Here is an 18,930-nt window from a genome sequence, read left to right as displayed (position 1 = left end):
AGGTACCTAATATGACGCAAGACGAGTTGGCCGGACGCTTACCAAAATAGGGCGCATGCAGCATCGCTCGTTGCGAGAGCCCATCCGCAATAGTCACCAGTTTGTGACAGTCCCCATTTTTAAAATCTAAAGACTCCCTTTTATTTTCTAATGCTCGCCGAAGGGAAGGTAGGCAGTAAATACAATAGGCCGTCTAAACCAAAAGTTTATAGTGGCGCCTATGGAAACCTTCAGGAGTATCGAATGCGTTGTGCGCAGCGCCGGAATCGGCAGCCTCGCCGAGGTCGCTCGATGTTTTAGCGATACTAGCTCGGGAGCCAAGAGTATTGCCAAGCAGGAGGTGTGCTTCGGAGTGCGGCTGTTCAGCGCCGCACCGCGGAAATTCTTCTAGCAACGGCCCGATTTCATGACATAAAACCTTTCACAAACGGCGCCCATGTTGGCGTTTAAGGTTTTCGCGACACGGTTGGCCATGGTTGGCTGGTTCCATTCTTAATGAAAAGAATTCCAATCGTAGTGAAAACGCATGGCCGGTTTACGTCGCCGGTCGGATACATGCTGGACGCTCGCCAAAGGACGCTGCGCATTTTAATCAATAATCAGTCAATTTTGATCAGGGAATGCCAGCAGCGAGAGTCCTAGCTATCACCAACGTTGCGGGTCGTGTTGCAGCTCCCTAGCTGCCAATTCCAGCCCCTGATTCCCTCGTTTCAACCTTCACGTTTTATATTCTGGTGATTCCGTTTCACTGTCTGCTGAACGCCTAGGCGTTGTCACACAGCGGACACTCTACAGGTACCTTGTGATGAGATGGCGTTACGAAGTCAGACCAAGTAGGCTCGATGTTGTCATCAAGGAGGAACATGGATGAGCCAGTACCTGTTGAGCTTCGCCAGGGAACATATTGACGATAAACCGGATGCCTATCTGGCTTTGCTGTGGTGCATCTATAAAGTCAATGGCTCCAGGGGCCGGTTTTCAGACCATATCAAATCGCACCTGAGTGCAGCGTCCGAGCGCTTGCTTGCTACCGACTATCAGAAACTCGCCCGTCGGATAAAGACCATTCTTGATGCAAAGCCCGAATTGGATTGGGTTGCGCCTTCGGGCCTTACGCCATTAGCAAGCTTGCAGGTCAAAAATTTCAGGGGGTTTGGCGACCTTGGGCACGATGACAAAGGGACGCTGCTGCGATTTAGTAAGAGCAAAAATATCTTCTACGCCCCGAATGGCGGTGGTAAGTCGTCCCTGTGCGAAGCGCTGGAGTACGGCACAACGGGCCATATCAAAGAGGCGGATCGTCGCAAGACGAAGATACGTATATACATTGCGCGAGGCGCATCCAAAGCCACCCTGATTCTGACAGGCACGAACAAGGCGAGTGTCGTAAAAAGCATCACCTGGTCGAGCTGCTTCATTGATCGCAATCGCCTACAGGAATTTTCCTTACTGGGCTCCAAGGATACCGGCAGCGCAGAAGGTGATGTCCTTGCCACCCTGTTCGGACTGGAAGAGTTTCAGGAGGTCATCTCTCGATTCGTCAGACCTGAAAGCTTCAATTTAAATACATACCTGCAACCCGACGATACGGTGGCTATGGCCGCATTGAAGCAGCGACGGGGCGAACTTATCGAGAAGCGCCGGGCGCTCTTCGAGACAATCGACGCGCTCAACTCTAGAGTGTGCCAAGCACTTGGCTTGGCACTCGAACACCATCACGTCGTTAAGGCTAGATTTGCGCGCTTTGAAATACTTAGGGAACTGAAGGTCAAAGCAGCCGAGAGGCTCAAGAATTCGGAGTCACCCGTCCAGTTTTCTTTGAAGCAGTTGGCCCGCATGGCATCCGTTTCAACACGCTTGCTTAAACGCAAAGCCAAAATCGAATCGGCACTACTTCGGAACGCCTCAGCACTGAACTACAGGGCGGTGTTCGAGGCCATACAGGCAATAGAAAGCGCTGATGCTAGAGATACCTGCCCCGCCTGCGCGACGCCATTGCGTAGCGTTACCGAGAATCCATTCGAAAAGGCTCGACGAGAGCTCCAGGCCCTCAACGATCTAACGAGGCTGCAAGAGGCTGATCGACAGAATCAGGATCGTATCGTCCAACAGGCCAACAGGATTTCGGCTGGCGTGCTCGGAGTGGATTTCAATACCAGTCAAGGGGTGCCGTGCACGCTCTCTCTTGAAGTGCTACGAGCTGCCACTGCTACTTTTCAAAATTCAACCGCGAGGACGGATGCTGCGTTGCTGGTTTTGGAGTCGTTCAATCAACTCGTGGCAGGCAGCGACGAGAAGCTAGGACGGTATGTCAGTGCGTGCGACCGTAAGTTCATCGAAGTCTCCCAAGCTGATGCTGTGGTGGCTAAGCTCGATGCCGATGTCAAAGCGATCAAGCAAACCGAGGAGTCACTTCGAGTGCTTTTCGATGAAAAGAAAGTAGCGCAACGAGACTTAGCTCCGACAGGAGCTCAAATGGCAGATATCGCCCGCCAACGAGCTGAGCTTATTGCCAGTAATGCGGACAATGTGCGTTTCAACTCATTCATTCAGGCACTTCAGGTTGAGTATGGAAACCTACATCACGATCTGATCAGCTACAAGCTGTCCCTTGAGAGAGCCCGTCTCTCAGGCATCGAGGCGAAAGCTGCTGAGTACTACAAAGCGATCAACAATCACGATGACGAGCATGAACGCATAGATGCTCTTTGCTTTGAAAAGGCCAGCGAAAGCTACCGGATAAAGATATCCAACAGTGACGGGACTTCAATTGACGCCTTCTCGGTTCTGAGCGAAGGCCATTTGCGAGCGCTCGGCCTTTCGCTTCTTTTGGCTGTGGCCGAGAAGAACAAATTTCCGCTGATTGTTTTCGACGATGTGGTAAATGCCATCGATAGCGACCACAGGTCAAACATCATCGACCTGATCTTTTCAGACCCCTACCTACGCCGTACTCAGATGGTCGTGACGACGCATGATCGTCTTTTCTGGGAGCGTTTCTGCATCGTCGCTGAACGACACCGGCAGGCAGATCAACACTCCAGTAGCGTAATGAGTTACACAAATAAGGGCATAGTCCTGGTAGATCATGCTGGTGGCTTTCAGGAAAAAGTCTACCGGGCACTAGCTGTGTTCGATATCAGGCAAGCCTTGGTGTACTGCCGCATTTGGTTTGAATCGATGGTGCTGGAGTATTGCGTGGAAAGCGGTTTGTCTGTAACTGCGAGATTTGGAAAGTCACAGCTCAAGCAGAATATGTATCTGCAGCTCAGCCTCGAAGAGACCTTCAGACTTGTCGAGCAGCGTATCTCCTACGACCTTACTCACTTCGGCTTGGTCAAAAGCGATTTGGTGAATTGGCGCGGGCAGAATCAGGAGCATCATGCGTTTGACGAGGGCAGCCTGAACTTCGTCCATTCAAAAACCAGCAAAGAGGTCGTCAAGATCTACGACGCGCTCCGATTGCTCCAGTGCCAGCTTTTCCCTGATGCGAAGAAGGCCACTGGTGAGAAGCTTCTCATCGAACTGAATCAACGCATAGAGCGTGGAACTCGAAAAATTACGAGGCTCGGTGGTGCCCCGACTGAAGTACAACAGCAACATGTCCGACTACTGCAGGAGCTAAAAGACCTTGCGGCGGAGGTCACTCAGGAGTTGCTGTACATCGAGCAATGCATTGTAGCCAATCAGCCGCAGGATACTGCTTTAGATGCCGCGAATGTGGAGTTTGAAGTGCCTACCGCCGCCGGGCAGGGCGAGCTCGGGTAGCTCCCTATACATTGGTCTATCCGAGAACCGGTGGACACGTAGTTAAGAGCTACTGCTCCTACGGAAGTGAAAGCAAAGGAAAAAGCATGGCAAATTTTTATCCGCCAGGGTATTGCCCTGACAAATGCAGTGGCGGTCAGTCTGATCGCCAGGTGATTGTAGCGGAAAGACTTCAAAGTGAATTTCCAGAGGCGGTTCGCGGTGAAATCACGGCTCACGGAGGGGCTAAGCGTTGCAACTACTGTGGTTTGGTTTACCTGCACCCGATTCGCGCAATTGATGGGCGCCTCGGCTTTTGGAATTCCGGGATTCGAGGGAGAGTTTGGAATAAGTAGGTAGCGCCTCTCACCGCACCCCAAGCCGAAACGCTGGACCCGCACCTGGATGAAATACATGCGCGTGGTGGCGCGCTGATTGCGGCATGCGGGGCGGAACTAGGCGGCGTGCTCTCCTCAGCCAATCTTTCGGCGTTTCCCGGTTTCCGCAGCGACGGGTTAGAGAAGGCGCTGGTCGGCGAACTGACGGAGGCGGACGAATGGCTCGTTGCCACAGGCAGCGCGACGCATTTTCTCCTAGCGGAGCCCCCGTCCAAGGATGCCGATTCCATAGCTGGGCCGAATGCGGGGCTGACGCTGCAATGCAATCCGCCATCAGCGTTCGCACGGTCGACCCTCCGGCGTTTTTCGTGGACACTCAGCGCCATCATTGCGCGCACCAAATCGTTCAGGACCGTCGCAAACGTCAGTGTCTCATCCAAGCCATCGACAGCAGGACCTGCTGTCAGGCCTGTGTATTTCTGCAGCATTGCTGGACAGAAGGGGAGCGAGCGGCGTTGCCCTGTGGTCATTAAAGACGCCTCCCCCCTCTCTGACTCCATTTCTGTCTTGAACCCGAACGTGCAGTGTGGTGCACAGCGATTTCAATTGGCGTACGCATGTTTGCGTGTCGGGCCAACGCTGATCATCAATGGGCGAATGCACTGCTGCGTATCATCCATTTCGACCAGGCCATGCGCTCGCGAATAGCTACTTATGTAATGAGCGATCTGCGTGAGGGGCTGCGTGCGGGGATTTTTGCTTATGAAAAGTTCGAGAATGCCTTGGGGAGCCCCGGGAATCCTCATGAGGTTATTACGGTAGCGCCTTACTGAACGGACACCACCACCGGAATTACTGGCTTCACGTGTATTTAATGTCTGCATCATCGGATGTCAACTCGTGAAGTTGACGCGTTTCTGGTAGGAGGCTCTGGGGCTCGCATTCCAGTGCGCTTGCTATACGGTACAGCTTCTCCACGGTGATGTTCACCTCGCCACGCTCAATGCGCCCCATATAGCTTCGATCGACTTTGCAGGAAAGTGCCAGGGCATCTTGAGCTAGTCCTTTTGACTTTCTTTGTAGTCGTATTTTTTCGCCCAATGCCTTTGCAAGCAGATCCATAATCGCCTCGGTTCCCACTGAGGCGGCACTATCCTGTGTTTACGGATACATCAACCACGGATTATAATCCGTATTTTTGGTTGTCCGCGAATTTCCCACTAGGTGCCTGCATGAAATCGGATTTATTCATCGTCGACAGCCGGCTCTACGATCTGTTTCAGCAGGGTGAACAGCACCAGTTTACGATCCGGGCAGTACGTGATGCCTACGCTAAGCGCTTGGTGGGGATGACCTTCAGTAGTAGCGATTTGCGAAGATACGTGTATGAGCAGGTGCAGCGCATGCTGCGTGTTGGATGGGTCATTCAGGACAAGAAGCGTCTCAAGCGCGACCAGGTCTACCACCTGCAACCCATTCCTGAGAATTTGCAGTTGAAAGCTATCGATAATGGGTTTGAAAGAAGAGTAAAACCTATGAGCACGCAGGTGCAAGTACCCACTCAGAGCCTTGATATAGAGCCGCCAGGGGTAGATGTGACTGAGCATTTGAAGTCAATACTGAAAGAAATTCGACTCGATTTTCTCTCGTCGATGGGAGAAGCGGAGCGTTACAAACAGCTCCTTGAGGAAATGCCGCATCTCAAAGATCAAATGGAAAGTGAATATTTAGAAGCAAGGGATCGAAGCTCTCGCCTTCTTGGTCATCTCCGAGCAGTCGAGAAGACACTCAAAACAGTTACGTCTACCCGATGAGAGCGAAACCGAGAAAATGGCAGAGTCAGTGCATAGAGACTGCACTGAAGCACTACAACACTACGCGGCACTTCTTCTGTCAGGCGACACCGGGTGCTGGAAAGACACGTATGGCTGCAGAGTTGGCCAAGTCTCTGCTCGAGCAGGACAAGATTGATCTGGTGCTCTGTTTTGCGCCGTCATGCCAGGTTGTAGATGGTTTCCGTTCAACATTCTCAGCAGTGATTGGAAAGCGTTTGGATGGCCTTATTGGTGCCATAGGTTCCGCAAGCACCTATCAGGCGATGGAATTTCAAAACGAAGAGTTTTGGAGGCTTTTCGATGACTATCGTGTTTTTGCAGTGTTTGACGAGATCCATCACTGCTCTGGCTACGATCCGCTTTTGAGCAATGCCTGGGGCCAACAGATTCTTCAGAGAATGCAAGATCGTGCAGCGTTTACCCTGGCTTTATCAGGCACGCCATGGCGTTCTGATGACAAGACCATTGCCTTAGCCCGGTACTCTAATCCGGAAGGGCGTTTGATCTGTGATTATCGGTACGGGCTGAAAGACGCTATTGCTGATGGTGTGTGCCGATCTCCTCGCATCATTCTGCTTGATAACCAGATGTTGAGGCTCACGGAAGAGGTTGCCAGTAGCAGCATCATTAGACTGTTTCCAAACATCGAAAAGCTTCTCCGTGAATCCCCCGTTTCATACGAGGATCTACTTTGTCATGAGTCAGCAATCAATCAGTTGCTCGACTTGGGGAGAAAAAAGCTGGATGAAGTGCAAAATCTGAAGCCAGATGCAGCTGGTCTCGTAGTGGCTACGAGTATTCAGCATGCTCACCAAGTTGCTTTGGTACTAGAGAGTAAGGGCGAAACCTTTCAGATTGTCACCACTAAAACACCTGATGCGCAGCAAGTGATCAACGACTTCAAAAATAGTGACTGTCGATGGATTGTAGCTGTCGGAATGATCAGCGAGGGAACCGATATTCCTCGGTTGCAGGTCTGCTGTTATCTCAGTCGAATTCGTACCGAATTGCACTACCGCCAAGTCTTAGGCAGAATTCTTCGACGAGTGGGTGAGATTGATGACCGAGCTTGGTTATTTGTATTGGCGGAGCCAACGTTAACGCAATTCTCTCATCGGATTGGCGAAGATTTGCCTGATGATCTGGCCATCCTTTCCGCTGTGGGGAGGGGGGAGCCAATTGTATGGGCTGCTACGGAAGATGCGGTTGCGTCTATGCAGGATGAGTCGGAAGGAAAATTCAATGTAATGTCTGCCACTTCTGCGAGAGGTTTTTTATCCACGAGCGACTCCGCTGCTGTAACGTCGTATCAAATTAGCTTTTCGAAAGACTACCGTCAGCAGCTATTGGCCGTTTTCTGATGTCTGTAAGGGGCAACATAATTGCGGTTTAGCAAATTTCTGAGAGTTCTTTTTTACTAGCATCCAGCGTCTGGATGCGGATGTGTGGTACATGCTGAGTCGAGCAGCTGGCGTAGCACTTGATAAGCATAGTCCAACGTCCTAGCCCGATTAATCAGCCTTGCGTCGCTCCTAAGATGAGCAGTAGCGAATCGATCAGCGTCTCGTTACGGACCATAAAGTGCGCTGGCTGTGCAATTGCTAGAATTATAATTCTTTATTCATCATTCGTTCGCTCAATGCAGCGGTAGTCTTCATTGCGGAGGCGAGTTAGTTCCTCAATTTCTGAGACAAACTTTCTTGGGGCTAAGCCTTTAAGTAAGTCCTGGCAGAGTAAAGTTAGACCGGTGTCGAATTGGTCTTGTGCGCTGAGTAAGCGTGCCACGCTAATGGTTTTGTTGATTTTGTTAATTCTGCTGTAAGCCCTGTGAATGTAAGGTAGTAGACCTTCGAGAGTTTTGTGCCCGGTCCACTGTCGAACATCTGAGAAAAAAAAGTGATCTGTGAGTAGTCGGATTTCAAATTCTTTGCTGCTACTAAAACTATGTTGCTGGAAAAGGGTTATAAATAGATTTGTGCAGAATGCATGTCGGAACATGTGAGCGCAAGCCTGCTCTTCGATACTTGCTGCCTTTCTAAGAATATGGATTTCATTGGTTATTGCTGTGTCTGCCAACGGCTTTCCAGTGCTGAATGAAACGAAAAGCTGGTCATGATCGAGCTTTCCCGATTTGGTATATTTTTTGATAACTTCCGCTCGCTGGGTTTTAATAAATTTTCTAGCTTGGCTCAGCAGCATATGAGTGACTGGAACTTGTCGAACTTTTAAGGTGCCCTGCTTTAAGGTTATAAAATCTAGCATTGGTTTCGACATTTTTGACGCTTTATCTATTGCGCTCACAGTAAGAGCTGAAAGTTCACCGCGGCGTGGTCCGGCATGCTCAAGAAAAGATAGGTGGAGGTGCCGCCTTTGATTTATAAACCGAGAGTTAGGTAAGTCGTCAATGGCCTGGCGTAGCTTGCTAATATTGGCTTTGCTTATTGGGTTGCGAGGATCCCCACTTACTCCTTCCGAAAAAGTGTGATGGTGCATTGTTGTTAGCTTAATTGTTTCTCTATGCCCATGTCGAATAAAGTATTCTCGGTTTGAGATTTTTATTGTGCCGGTTGTTGATACAAAGTCCTGGCGGCCTGCTAAATTTCCAATAAACTGGAGAAACTTTAGGCAGGTCTGACCGGTTTTGATAAGCGTGCTTTCATTTTTTTGTCGTTGAATTTGATTGCATTCGAAGCGTTGTTTTCTGAGTTCAGAAATAAAATTTGAAAAGTCGATGTCGGTTAGATCTAAGAAGTCGAGGTGTTCTCTATAGCAGAATCTTATGAGTTGGCTGATTTTTCCAGCGTAGTCTCCAATAGTTCCACCTTTAGCTCCTCGCCGTGACAGTGGTGCTCCGGATCGACCGGGATTGTCGCGAAGAATTAACATATATAGATTGGCCGCTATGCAGGGGGTCCCATCAGGCCAAACCAAAAAAGGTAAGTTTGTGCCGTCTTTTAGTTGTATTTTGTCGTCTAAATGGTGGCTGTATAATTTGAGGTTTGGTAGGTTGGTATAAAGTTGTATTTCACCTGCTAGCTTTATTTTCGTCATTGACTGATTTTCCCGATGTGAGGAACGAATTTTGGTTCAAGCTATCAAAAGGGTATGTATTCAACGTTAGAATTTTTTGCATGGTTTCTTTGGCGTCCTTTGTTCTTTTTGTTCGTAAAGAATTGGTTTCTGCTTGGCCTACGCTGTCGATCGCATTCATAGCAAATAATAAGGCTTGTAGCATGTGAAAATTGCTTTCTCTTAAGGTGTTCAAATCAGTTTCGAGTTGTTTGATTTTTTCCGTAATAAATTGCTTCGAGCGTCTATTCTTCTGGCTGCCGAATGCTTCACTACGTTGTAATTTTGATAGTGCTTCTAGCCGCATTTTGTCTAGTAAGTCAAAGCTAATGTCGCCGGTTATACTATATACCTTGCTTTTTAGGGTCGTTAGGCTTACAGGTGTTATGGCGATACTTTCTGACTCGAAGTTGGCGGTATATGTTAGGGATGATAAGGCACCTTGGCTTTTCAGCGCTAAACGCACTTGTTTGTCTTCCACGAACTGTTCAGGGTGAGTTAGAATGCACCTAAGAAGTTTGATCATGGACTGGATCGAGGTGGCAATCTGGTGTGTTTTGTTTTTATATGGGCGCATAGTCTTCACGTTTTAATTGTGGGTTAATTACTTTCACAATAATCATCATTTTTTGCCCAGTTTCGTCACTAAAGAAAGTAGGCTCGATAGTGATGTCCCCGTCCTCTAATAGTCTTTGGATGTATCGGTCGGCCTCGACCTCATCAATCAAAGTTATATCTTCCGTTCCGTATCGTTCTTTAAGGATTCCCACAAGAGACTGGTAATTTTCAAAGTGACCGTGATTCAGTTGTTCGAGTACATACTGCGATTTCGCACCGCGTAATGAGGCTCCATCGATCGTGTCGGTAATATAATGCCAAGCGTGCTCAATATCGGAGTGCGCCAACATCCAGCGTAAAGAGTTGATGCCACCTAGACCAAATGTATGAAAGAAAAAAAGTGCAAAAAAACGACGCAGTTGATGCTGGCGAAGATAGTAACGGCGGTTTTGGGAGTCCAATGGAGCCTGGAAATAATCAGCGACACTATCCATTGCCTTGTTGAAGGTGTGATGGGATGCATTCACGAGGCCTAAAGAGCGCCTGGGATGAGGGAGTGAGAACAAAGATGTATATTCATTAATAAAACCATACCTCTTAAGGATACGCTGCATTCTCTGCAACTCTCTAATCATGCTCACTGCTAATTTATCAATAGGCCTTGCCTGTGTATCTCGGATGCCAAAAAGCGACTTTGAGGTCTTCCCAACTTTGAATATGAGCCATTCGCGAGTTACATCAATACAACTCAGCACTTGCAGGTTAACCAACTCATCGGCGCGTCGAGCAGTCAGCGCTCCGGTTACGAATTGCACGCAGCCAATATAGACCTCGAGTAAATTGAGAAGGCCTTCGTTGTTTCTGAGATCAGAGTAAAATTTTTTATTTCGCCTTCCGCCGGATAGTCCGTGCCCGCTATCTGTTTTGCTGGAGTTTGGACAAGTTATACCAAGTTTTTTTACGCCGATCTTTACTAGTTCAGGACCTATTATCTGTTGCACTTTGAGGTTGCTAAGCTCCAAAAGTGTGATATTCATCCTGGTGCAGTACGCTACTAACCGACAAAATCCATTGATAATTTTTCTTCCATAGTCAAAGTGAAATTCAACACAGTCTCTAAATTGTGCGAATATTACATCCGATGGCACGCTACGAAATCTATTGCATTCCTTCAGGTCAATTGTAAACTTTGCTACATCATCAAGAACCTGAAGCGAAGGGGCGTCTTCCTTTGCGAAATGTAGAAAACGCATGGAGTTTAGGGTTGCGCGGAAGTAGTTATAACTGCTTTCTGTCAGGCCTGGGGTTGCGTCAGAACGTGTTGGAACACCGATGAATTCACGGCGGCATGCAGGTTCCATTGGGTAGAAGGAAAGGATATTAATCCGAGGTTTCGAACTCTCACCTCGCAAAGTGTTTTTGTATAAAATAGATGCGATTTTTGCACTGTTTAAGTGGAAGCCGTTTAGTTCGTCTTTATGGTAAAGTCCACTGTGTAGAAATGCCGCCCTAAGTAGTGGGATTTTACAAACTGGGATATCAAGTTCGTTAAGGTCGATGTCGTTGCTGCTTATTTCACTGATGCTGGGGTTGTCATTGAGCAATTTTTTTATGGTGTTTGGTGGTATGTTTGAAATTAGATTTACTCCTAATTCAACTAATCGTTGGTTATAAGAATACACGGACTGGCTTATGTTTTGGCTGTTTCCTAACTGATGAAGCATTCCTTTTAGCTCGGATTCACTAAGTCCGGATAGACCGCATGTCGCAAGCTCCAATTTTTTTGAGTTTATAAAGAAGTAGTCAACTATATGAAGGGCGCTTCTGAGGTTGCGATTTTGAGTTGCGACTGATGATGTAGGGTTTCGACTTCCCCCAGCAGAGGCAACTATTATAAATGTTTTTAAAGCTGTCTCCAGTCGACGGTTTTTAGGTGTGGTCAGGATGCTTTCATCATCAAGGCTTATTCGCCAGTTAATTTCTTGAGGGTTTTCGTGTTTGAGGGAAATGGTCCAAACTGGGGAGTCAAATGGTGACAAAAGCCACCATGCTTTTCGAAAGTAGTGTGCCGGATTGTCGTCGAGTCTTGAGAGAAACTCCGGAGTGTTAGAGTTATTCATAGATCAAACTCTCCATTCGATTTGGATTTGCCGCTATCCTTGCCGTCGCGAGATGTTGTTTCAACAGTGGGTCATGGCTTAGCTCAATTTCGGAGACCACCAGTTCCGATATTCGAGACCAATACAGAGCGTGTTCGGAGATTGGGCGTTCCGTAGGCGCCTGTTGTACGGCAAGGTTAAGAGAGATCAGCGTTGTAAGTGCTTTTTCTCCAATTCTAACTAGTAATTCACTAGTTAAAGATTCTGCATCGGCCGCGCTATAATTATATGGGTCGGTAAGGTATGAGTCTGTATTGGTGTGGCCGTGATTGATGAAGAAGTTTTTAAGCGAGGTTGTGTCTTCCAAGTTGGATGCTTCTAAAAGATATGGACTGTCTTTGAGTGCGTGACATATGATTATTTTTTGCAGGGTCCTGATGCCTCGACTTTCGATATAAGCGAGGATGGGTTCTGGAAGGTAGTGCGTAAGCAGCATACTGTCTTCAGTTTCATGTCCAAGTGCTGTCGACATGGCCGAAGTTTTCCCGCTATCGATGTATACTTCTAGTCCACGTGATGCGCGAATGGTTGATGGCGAAATTCGATATATGTGATTATCAAGGATCGAATCTCTTTTTTTAGTATGTGGCTCAAACTCCGTGCGAAGTGTGTGTATTTTTTCACGTGTGAGTTTCGACTGGTTCCACTTTACAACTGGTGCTTTAGTTGGCAGTGATGCGGCGACTTTGCTTCCTATAAATAAATTTTTCCAGTTTTCGTCGTCGCGTGATTTTAAATATATTCGAGGGGCCTCAGTTAGCGAAATTAAGTTTTTTATTGTTAGGGCCGCCTTCGGAGATAGCTCGAATTTTTGGCGTGATTTTCTTGGCCCTTTTCGTCTCTTGTTGCCGGACAAGTGGCGGATTTCATCTTCAGTCATCAAGAGGTATGCATTATCTTCTACAAAGAAGCCTGTCATGCTCCCAAATTTATCGTATAGCTTGTAGTCTGTAAGGAAGCTATTTGTTATGATCGGATGTTCGAGAATTAAAAGGCACTGAAAGGGAAAAAAAGTCGATGTTGAAGGAATTGCTAGAAGTTCCGCCATTTTGGTTGCGGAGTAATCTGTCCCAAAGTTTAGATTGTATTTTCTAGTTAAAACTGGGAGATCAATGTCATAGCTGATTTCATCAAAGGTGGCACATATATTTTCTAATGTTACGGACTTGGCTTGTACTTGTTTTTCGTTGTGAAGGCTTGTGCCGTTCTTGGCTAACGCTTTTCTATTTTCTAAAGCAGTCATTACGTTGGCTATCTTAGCTTCCGCCCATCCTCGTAGTGTTTGAATATCTTGTTTGATTTCGAAAAATAGCAACTCGATTGCTTGGCTGTGACTTATTTCTATAGGGATGTCGGTCATCAGCTTTTCTCTAACTAGGATGCCGTTTTCAGTCTCTCGAACGTGGGTTGAATTTCCATGGATTTTTTTTGCGTCGGTGCGAGGGAGCTCTATAACTGGCTGTGCCCAAACTCCAGTTGCTATGAAGTATGTTTCTATTCTTGAAATAAATTTATTCCAAGATTTCATTCTTATTGGGAGATTGCTGTCTGTGGTGGCAGCACCATCGAACTCATTTTTTATCAGCTCTACAAAGAAAAGATATATATTTTCGGGTGAGTGGAATGTCGAGGGTGGCCACGAATTGTGGTTGTTAGTGAGAAAATCTGTCATTTTGTTAAATAAAGAAAATGGTACTGTGCATTCTTTTTCGAAGTTCGTTCGCATTGTTTCAAAATATTGGTTGGTGAAATTTCTTCCGTGAGTGTTCCAGAGATTTGCCAGTGGTAAAAAAGCGTTGCACCCATGGCGCGCTTCAATTCTCCATCCTGTCCAGTACTCTATTTTTTCCGGCGATAGAAATTTTTTTCTTTCGTCCCACATAGTGGCGTAGTGGAACCCGGAATGAGGTTCCCAATTTATAGGGATGATGGTTGGGTCTGCCGTAGAGGCGTCATTGACAATCTTGGCAACGTTTCGGCAAACCATTTCTCGTCGGCGCTGCGAGCCGGGAAGTAGGTCTTCGGCGGCTAGGGCGCCGCAGAAGCCTTCAAATATTTTTTTTAGCTTCGGTGTGCTCAGCGTGTCTGAATTAATACTTTGTTCAGTGAGATCGCAGTAACAGTCCATGGCTAGCAAAGAATTGATCATTGCTCCGCGCTCATGCTGTGATTCTTTTGGATACACCTCTCGTAGCAATGTGTGCTGGGCTGCGGGGCTAAAGGTCCGAAACGGATAGTGCCGTAGGTATCCTAATTTTTTGATGATTGCCATTTTGGTAGACACCTTCTGTTACTAAGCTGAGCTGCGTGCGTCATGGGCTAGTACCAGAATGGTAGAACATGCATATTAGTCAAATTCAAGAGCTGGGTTTCGAACTGAACCTGGATTTCAAGGAAGATTTGGCTGATGAAGCCATTGATGCTTTCCTCGACGCGTTCCTGAAAGAAGCCATGGAAGCCAACGGTCTGGGCTATGTTGGCGGCGACGACTTCGGTCTGGTTTGCCTGCAGAAGCGTGGCTCGGTGTCCGAAGAGCAGCGTGCCGCTGTTGAAGCCTGGCTCAAAGGCCGCAGCGAATTGACCGAAGCGACTGTCAGCCCGCTGATCGACGTCTGGTACCCGGAAAAGCCGATCAATCCGGTAGCTTGATGTTCTAAAAAACGGCGACCCCAGGGTCGCCGTTTTTTGTTTCAGGCTTTACGCCAATTCAGAATCACTAACGTCAACACCCCCGCCACAATCCCCCAGAACGCCGACCCGATGGAAAACAGCGTCAGTCCCGACGCCGTGACCATAAAGGTAATCAGTGCTGCCTCACGTTCCTTCACTTCGCTCATGGCGATACTCAAGCCATTGATGATCGAACCGAACAACGCCAGTGCCGCAATCGACAGCACCAACTCCTTCGGTAGCGCGGCAAACAGCGCCGCCAGTGTTGCGCCGAACACCCCCGCAATCCCGTAGAAAATCCCGCACCAAACAGCCGCTGTGTAGCGCTTGTTGCGATCCTCATGGGCATGCGGTCCGGTGCAAATTGCCGCGCTGATGGCTGCCAGGTTGATCCCGTGGGAACCGAACGGCGCCAGCAGCAACGAAGCGATGCCGGTGGTGGTGATCAGCGGCGAAGCCGGCACGGTGTATCCGTCGGCGCGCAACACGGCGATGCCTGGCATGTTCTGCGAGGTCATTGCCACGACAAACAGCGGAATGCCGATGCTGATGGTCGCGGCCAGGGAGAAGTGTGGCGTGGTCCAGACCGGCGTCGCCACTTCCAGATGAAAACCGCTGAAGTCCAACAAGCCCATGAACCCGGAAAGCGCCGTGCCGATTAACAGTGCGGCCAGCACGGCAAAACGCGGCGACAGGCGTTTGACCACCAGATATGTGACGAACATGCCCACTACCAGCGCCGTTCGATGCTGTGCGGCGACGAAGATTTCGCTACCGATTTTGAACAGAATCCCCGCCAACAGCGCCGCGGCCAGTGACGCCGGAATCTTTTTCACCAGCCGCTCGAAGCTTCCGGTCAAACCACAAATCGTCACCAGTGCCGCGCAGGTAATGTAGGCGCCAATGGCTTCGCCGTAGGTCACGCCGCCCAGACTGGTGATCAGCAACGCCGCCCCGGGGGTCGACCAGGCAATAGTGATCGGCGTGCGATAACGCAGTGACAGGCCAATCGAGCACACCGCCATGCCAATCGAAATCGCCCAGATCCACGACGAAATCTGCCCGCTGGTCAGACCCGCCGCTTGCCCGGCCTGGAACATCAGGACCAGTGAGCTGGTGTAACCGGTCATCATTGCGATGAAACCGGCGACGATCGCAGAAGGCGACGTATCGGCAAAAGGGCGGAGTTGCGGGTGCGTGACGTCGTTCATGACAGCGGTGTTCCTTTTTACGTAGGAAGAGGTTGCGAAGTGAAGTCTTCCAATGGGTTCTGCGTTCAAGCCTAAACTCAAAAGTAACCCGTCGTTGTAATACAGCGGAGGTGACAAACAGCCGTACAGTCGTGTTGCCACCTTTCATTGTGTACAATCGCAGTGTTTTTTACGCGATACTTGCCAGCGACCCACTGTGCCGTATTACAGTCACGGTCAATTCGCCGCAGTTCTTCCGACTCGAGTGCCCATGAACGAACAGTTGCAACCCCTAAAGAAACAACCGCGAGCAGGCAAAGCCGGCCGCATCGGTACCCAGGACGATATTGTCTACGCGCATATCTTCGAGGCCATCCTCGAACAGCGTCTGGCGCCCGGTACCAAGTTGAGCGAAGAAGCGCTGGGGGAAATTTTCGGGGTCAGTCGCACCATCATTCGCCGCGCGCTGTCGCGCCTGGCCCATGAAGGCGTCGTGCTGCTGCGTCCGAACCGTGGCGCTGTCGTGGCCAGCCCGAGTGTCGAAGAGGCTCGCCAGGTGTTCATGGCGCGGCGTCTGGTGGAGCGTGCGATCACTGAATTGGCGGTGCAGCACGCCACTGCCGAGCAGATTGCCGAGTTGCGCCAGATGGTCAACGACGAGCGCGACAGCTTCTCCCGTGGCGATCGCGGTGCCGGCATCCGTCTGTCGGGCGAGTTTCACTTGAAGTTGGCCGAAGCGGCGAAAAATGCGCCGCTGATCAGCTTTCAGCGCAGCCTGGTGTCCCAGACGTCGTTGATCATTGCCCAGTACGAAACCGGCAATCGCTCCCACTGTTCCTACGATGAGCACACCCAACTGATCGACGCCATCGAAGCGCGTAACGCTGAACTGGCGGTGGACCTGATGATGCACCACATGGATCACATCGACAGCAAACTCAACCTGGACGAAGAAAGCGCGTCGGATGATTTGCATGCGGTGTTCTCGCATTTGTTGCAGACCAAGAAGCCAGGGCGGCCGGTCGCCAAACTCTGATAGACCCAGGCTTGCCCGCGAAGGCGGCCTCAACGACACGAAAAATCCCCCAGGCTGCAAAGCAATGGGGGATTTTTTATGGCCCGAAGAAAACTAGCGCTGATGCACCTGATTCCCCGCCGCATACGTCTGCAATACCGTCCGGTCATCCCCCAGCGTCAACAACACAAACAACGTCTCGGCAATGTTATTGGCCTGCTTCAAGCGATAACTCAGCAGCGGTGTGGCGTTGTAGTCCAGCACCAGGAAGTCTGCATCAGTGCCCGGTTGCAGGGTGCCGATCTTGTCTTCCAGGCGCAGCGCACGCGCACCACCGAGGGTCGCCAGGTACAGCGATTTGAACGGGCTCAATCGCGCACCTTGTAGCTGCATGACTTTGTACGCTTCATTCAACGTTTGCAGCAGCGAGAAACTGGTGCCGCCACCGACGTCCGTACCGAGGCCGACATTCAACTTGTGTTTCTCGGCCATCGGCAGGTTGAACAGGCCGCTGCCGAGGAAGAAGTTTGAAGTCGGGCAGAAGGCGATCGCCGAGCCGGTTTCCGCCAGTCGCGCGCACTCGTCATCGCACAGGTGTACGCCGTGGGCGAATACGGAACGTTCGCCGAGTAGTTTGTAGTGGTCGTAGACGTCCAGGTAGCCTTTGCGCTCCGGGAACAGCGCCTTGACCCACTCGACTTCCTTGAGGTTTTCGCTGATGTGAGTCTGCATGTACAGGTCTGGGAATTCGCTGAGCAACTGGCCGGCGAGGGTCAGCTGTTCCGGGGTGCTGGTCGGGGCAAACCGCGGGGTGACCGCGTAGTGCAGGCGACCCTTGCCGTGCCAGCGTTCGATCAGCGCCTTGCTTTCGACGTAGCTGGATTCGGCGGTGTCGGTCAGGTAGTCCGGCGCGTTGCGGTCCATCATCACCTTGCCGGCAATCATCCGCAGGTCCAGCTGTTCGGCGGCTTCAAAGAACGAGTTCACTGATTGTGGATGCACGCTGCCGAACACCAGCGCCGTAGTGGTGCCGTTGCGCAGCAGTTCCTTGATGAAAATGCCCGCGACTTCGTCAGCGTGGGCCTTGTCGGCAAACTGGCTTTCGCACGGAAAGGTGTAGGTGTTGAGCCAGTCCAGCAACTGCTCGCCGTAGGCGCCGACCATGCCGGTTTGCGGCAAGTGAATGTGGGTATCGATGAAGCCTGGGGTGATCAGCGCGTCCTGATAATGGGTGATGTCGATATCGGCCGCCAGGGTTGGCAGCAAGTCGCTGGCGTGACCAAGGGCACTGATCTGGCCGTTATCGACCACCAGCAAGCCGTCTTCGAAATACTCATAAGAGGCTTCGATGCCCACTTCGGCGGGGTCGCCAATGCTGTGCAGAATGGCGGCGCGGTAGGCTTTGCGAGTCAGAGGCATAAAAGTTCTCAATTCGTGGCTTGGCTGCGGCGTGAGGCAGGCAGCAGTTTGGCGATCGATGATCCGGCGCTGGCGGTGTGCTGGCCGAAATTGGCGTTATAGGTGGCGATGATTTCGCCGGCGATGGAGATGGCGATTTCCACAGGCAACTTGCCTTTGACTTCGCCGATGCCCATCGGGCAGCGCATGCGTTGCAGCACGGCGCTGTCGAAACCACGGTCACGCAAGCGGTGTTCGAACTTCACCCGTTTGGTCTTCGAACCGATCAGGCCGAAGTAGGCGAAGTCGTTGCGCTTGAGGATCGCAGCGGTGAGTTCGAGGTCGAGCTGGTGATTGTGGGTCATGACGATGCAGTAGCTGCCGGTGGGCAGGTCATCGATTTCGTCCACCGGTTCTTCAGCGACGATTTTGCGTACGCCGTGGGGGATCTGTTCCGGGAATTGGGCTTCCCGCGAATCGATCCAGCGCACCCGACAGGGCAGGCTGGCGAGCAGCGGCACCAGCGCCCGGCCGACGTGGCCGGCACCGAATACGGCGATCTGTGCCTGGACCTGGCCCATCGGTTCGAACAGCAACACCGTCACGCCGCCGCAGCACTGACCCAGGCTGGCGCCGAGGCTGAAGCGCTCAAGGTGCGTGTCCTGCTTTCCGCTGGCAAGCATCTCGCGGCCAATCTGCAGGGCCTTGTATTCCAGATGCCCACCACCAATGGTGTCGAAGCTTTGGCTGGCGCTGATGACCATCTTCGAGCCGGCGTTACGCGGCGTCGAGCCGAGCTCTTCGATGATGGTGACCAACACGCAGGGTTCGCCCTGGGATTGCAGGTCGGCGAGGGCGTCGATCCAGTTGAACATGTTTCACCTCAACATCGTTGTTGTCTGTCAGTCCGCCATCGCGAGCAAGCTCGCTCGCGATAGCCGCGCCTCGGTC

13 protein-coding genes are annotated in these 18,930 nt (G+C 50.5%); 5 read left to right on the top strand and 8 right to left on the bottom strand.

Annotated features, from left to right (window positions below):
• The first annotated feature begins 867 nt into the window (after positions 1-867).
• Entirely contained in the window at positions 868-3,768 is a 2,901-nt protein-coding gene (locus ACXPVS_RS07910; protein WP_458509433.1) for an AAA family ATPase, read from the top strand.
• A 1,178-nt stretch (positions 3,769-4,946) separates the two neighbouring features.
• On the opposite strand, the gene ACXPVS_RS07905 is transcribed toward ACXPVS_RS07910, so the two are convergent.
• Positions 4,947-5,207, bottom strand: coding sequence for a helix-turn-helix domain-containing protein (locus ACXPVS_RS07905; RefSeq protein ID WP_458509432.1), 261 nt, complete (start codon positions 5,205-5,207; stop codon positions 4,947-4,949).
• A gap of 110 nt (positions 5,208-5,317) precedes the next feature.
• Here ACXPVS_RS07905 and ACXPVS_RS07900 point away from each other — a divergent pair, with 110 nt between their 5' ends.
• Both ACXPVS_RS07900 and ACXPVS_RS07895 read left to right on the top strand, forming a co-directional pair.
• Positions 5,318-5,899 (top strand): hypothetical protein, encoded by a 582-nt coding sequence (locus tag ACXPVS_RS07900; RefSeq protein ID WP_458509431.1) that lies wholly within the window; start codon positions 5,318-5,320, stop codon positions 5,897-5,899.
• Positions 5,896-7,281 carry a DEAD/DEAH box helicase gene (locus tag ACXPVS_RS07895; RefSeq protein ID WP_458509430.1) on the top strand — a complete coding sequence of 462 codons (1,386 nt, stop codon included), beginning with the start codon at positions 5,896-5,898 and terminating at the stop codon, positions 7,279-7,281. Before ACXPVS_RS07900 ends, ACXPVS_RS07895 begins: the two co-directional genes overlap by 4 nt.
• A gap of 256 nt (positions 7,282-7,537) precedes the next feature.
• Here ACXPVS_RS07895 and ACXPVS_RS07890 read toward each other — a convergent pair whose 3' ends face one another.
• The 4 genes from ACXPVS_RS07890 to ACXPVS_RS07875 form a co-directional block, all read right to left on the bottom strand.
• Positions 7,538-8,971, bottom strand: a complete 1,434-nt coding sequence (locus ACXPVS_RS07890; RefSeq protein ID WP_458509429.1) for a tyrosine-type recombinase/integrase — start codon at positions 8,969-8,971, stop codon at positions 7,538-7,540.
• The gene (locus ACXPVS_RS07885) at positions 8,946-9,470 is read right to left on the bottom strand and encodes a hypothetical protein (protein ID WP_458509428.1); all 525 of its coding nucleotides are present in this window, start codon (positions 9,468-9,470) and stop codon (positions 8,946-8,948) included. Before ACXPVS_RS07885 ends, ACXPVS_RS07890 begins: the two co-directional genes overlap by 26 nt.
• An 82-nt stretch (positions 9,471-9,552) precedes the next feature.
• Positions 9,553-11,667, bottom strand: a complete 2,115-nt coding sequence (locus ACXPVS_RS07880) for a hypothetical protein (RefSeq protein WP_458509427.1) — start codon at positions 11,665-11,667, stop codon at positions 9,553-9,555.
• Positions 11,660-13,978, bottom strand: a complete 2,319-nt coding sequence (locus tag ACXPVS_RS07875) for a hypothetical protein (protein WP_458509426.1) — start codon at positions 13,976-13,978, stop codon at positions 11,660-11,662. Before ACXPVS_RS07875 ends, ACXPVS_RS07880 begins: the two co-directional genes overlap by 8 nt.
• Positions 13,979-14,046: 68 nt before the next feature.
• Here ACXPVS_RS07875 and ACXPVS_RS07870 point away from each other — a divergent pair, with 68 nt between their 5' ends.
• On the top strand, positions 14,047-14,355 hold the full coding sequence (locus ACXPVS_RS07870; RefSeq protein ID WP_458509425.1) for a 50S ribosome-binding protein YggL: 309 nt from the start codon (positions 14,047-14,049) through the stop codon (positions 14,353-14,355).
• 41 nt (positions 14,356-14,396) lie between these two features.
• Here ACXPVS_RS07870 and ACXPVS_RS07865 read toward each other — a convergent pair whose 3' ends face one another.
• On the bottom strand, positions 14,397-15,587 hold the full coding sequence (locus ACXPVS_RS07865) for a benzoate/H(+) symporter BenE family transporter (protein ID WP_458509424.1): 1,191 nt from the start codon (positions 15,585-15,587) through the stop codon (positions 14,397-14,399).
• A gap of 250 nt (positions 15,588-15,837) precedes the next feature.
• Between ACXPVS_RS07865 and ACXPVS_RS07860 the strand changes: the two genes are divergently transcribed.
• The gene (locus ACXPVS_RS07860; protein WP_458509423.1) at positions 15,838-16,602 is read left to right on the top strand and encodes a GntR family transcriptional regulator; all 765 of its coding nucleotides are present in this window, start codon (positions 15,838-15,840) and stop codon (positions 16,600-16,602) included.
• A 93-nt stretch (positions 16,603-16,695) separates the two neighbouring features.
• Here the strand turns inward: ACXPVS_RS07860 and guaD are convergent, their stop codons facing one another.
• Positions 16,696-18,000, bottom strand: a complete 1,305-nt coding sequence (guaD, locus tag ACXPVS_RS07855; RefSeq protein ID WP_458509422.1) for a guanine deaminase — start codon at positions 17,998-18,000, stop codon at positions 16,696-16,698.
• A gap of 8 nt (positions 18,001-18,008) precedes the next feature.
• Positions 18,009-18,854, bottom strand: a complete 846-nt coding sequence (gene xdhC, locus ACXPVS_RS07850; protein WP_458509421.1) for a xanthine dehydrogenase accessory protein XdhC — start codon at positions 18,852-18,854, stop codon at positions 18,009-18,011.
• Positions 18,855-18,930 lie beyond the last annotated feature (76 nt).

This window comes from Pseudomonas sp. Ma2-10, assembly GCF_054330215.1.
Note: the sequence above shows the minus strand (reverse complement) of the source record. Positions and strands in the feature narration are given on the sequence as shown.

Excerpts from the sequence above, each read along its gene's own strand:
- ACXPVS_RS07880 (WP_458509427.1), bottom strand. The coding sequence starts at position 11,667 with ATGAATAACTCTAACACTCCGGAGTTTCTCTCAAGACTCGACGACAAT.
- guaD (WP_458509422.1), bottom strand. The coding sequence starts at position 18,000 with ATGCCTCTGACTCGCAAAGCCTACCGCGCCGCCATTCTGCACAGCATT.
- ACXPVS_RS07860 (WP_458509423.1), top strand. The coding sequence starts at position 15,838 with ATGAACGAACAGTTGCAACCCCTAAAGAAACAACCGCGAGCAGGCAAA.
- ACXPVS_RS07875 (WP_458509426.1), bottom strand. The coding sequence starts at position 13,978 with ATGGCAATCATCAAAAAATTAGGATACCTACGGCACTATCCGTTTCGG.
- ACXPVS_RS07870 (WP_458509425.1), top strand. The coding sequence starts at position 14,047 with ATGCATATTAGTCAAATTCAAGAGCTGGGTTTCGAACTGAACCTGGAT.
- ACXPVS_RS07865 (WP_458509424.1), bottom strand. The coding sequence starts at position 15,587 with ATGAACGACGTCACGCACCCGCAACTCCGCCCTTTTGCCGATACGTCG.
- xdhC (WP_458509421.1), bottom strand. The coding sequence starts at position 18,854 with ATGTTCAACTGGATCGACGCCCTCGCCGACCTGCAATCCCAGGGCGAA.
- ACXPVS_RS07890 (WP_458509429.1), bottom strand. The coding sequence starts at position 8,971 with ATGACGAAAATAAAGCTAGCAGGTGAAATACAACTTTATACCAACCTA.
- ACXPVS_RS07905 (WP_458509432.1), bottom strand. The coding sequence starts at position 5,207 with ATGGATCTGCTTGCAAAGGCATTGGGCGAAAAAATACGACTACAAAGA.
- ACXPVS_RS07895 (WP_458509430.1), top strand. The coding sequence starts at position 5,896 with ATGAGAGCGAAACCGAGAAAATGGCAGAGTCAGTGCATAGAGACTGCA.
- ACXPVS_RS07910 (WP_458509433.1), top strand. The coding sequence starts at position 868 with ATGAGCCAGTACCTGTTGAGCTTCGCCAGGGAACATATTGACGATAAA.
- ACXPVS_RS07900 (WP_458509431.1), top strand. The coding sequence starts at position 5,318 with ATGAAATCGGATTTATTCATCGTCGACAGCCGGCTCTACGATCTGTTT.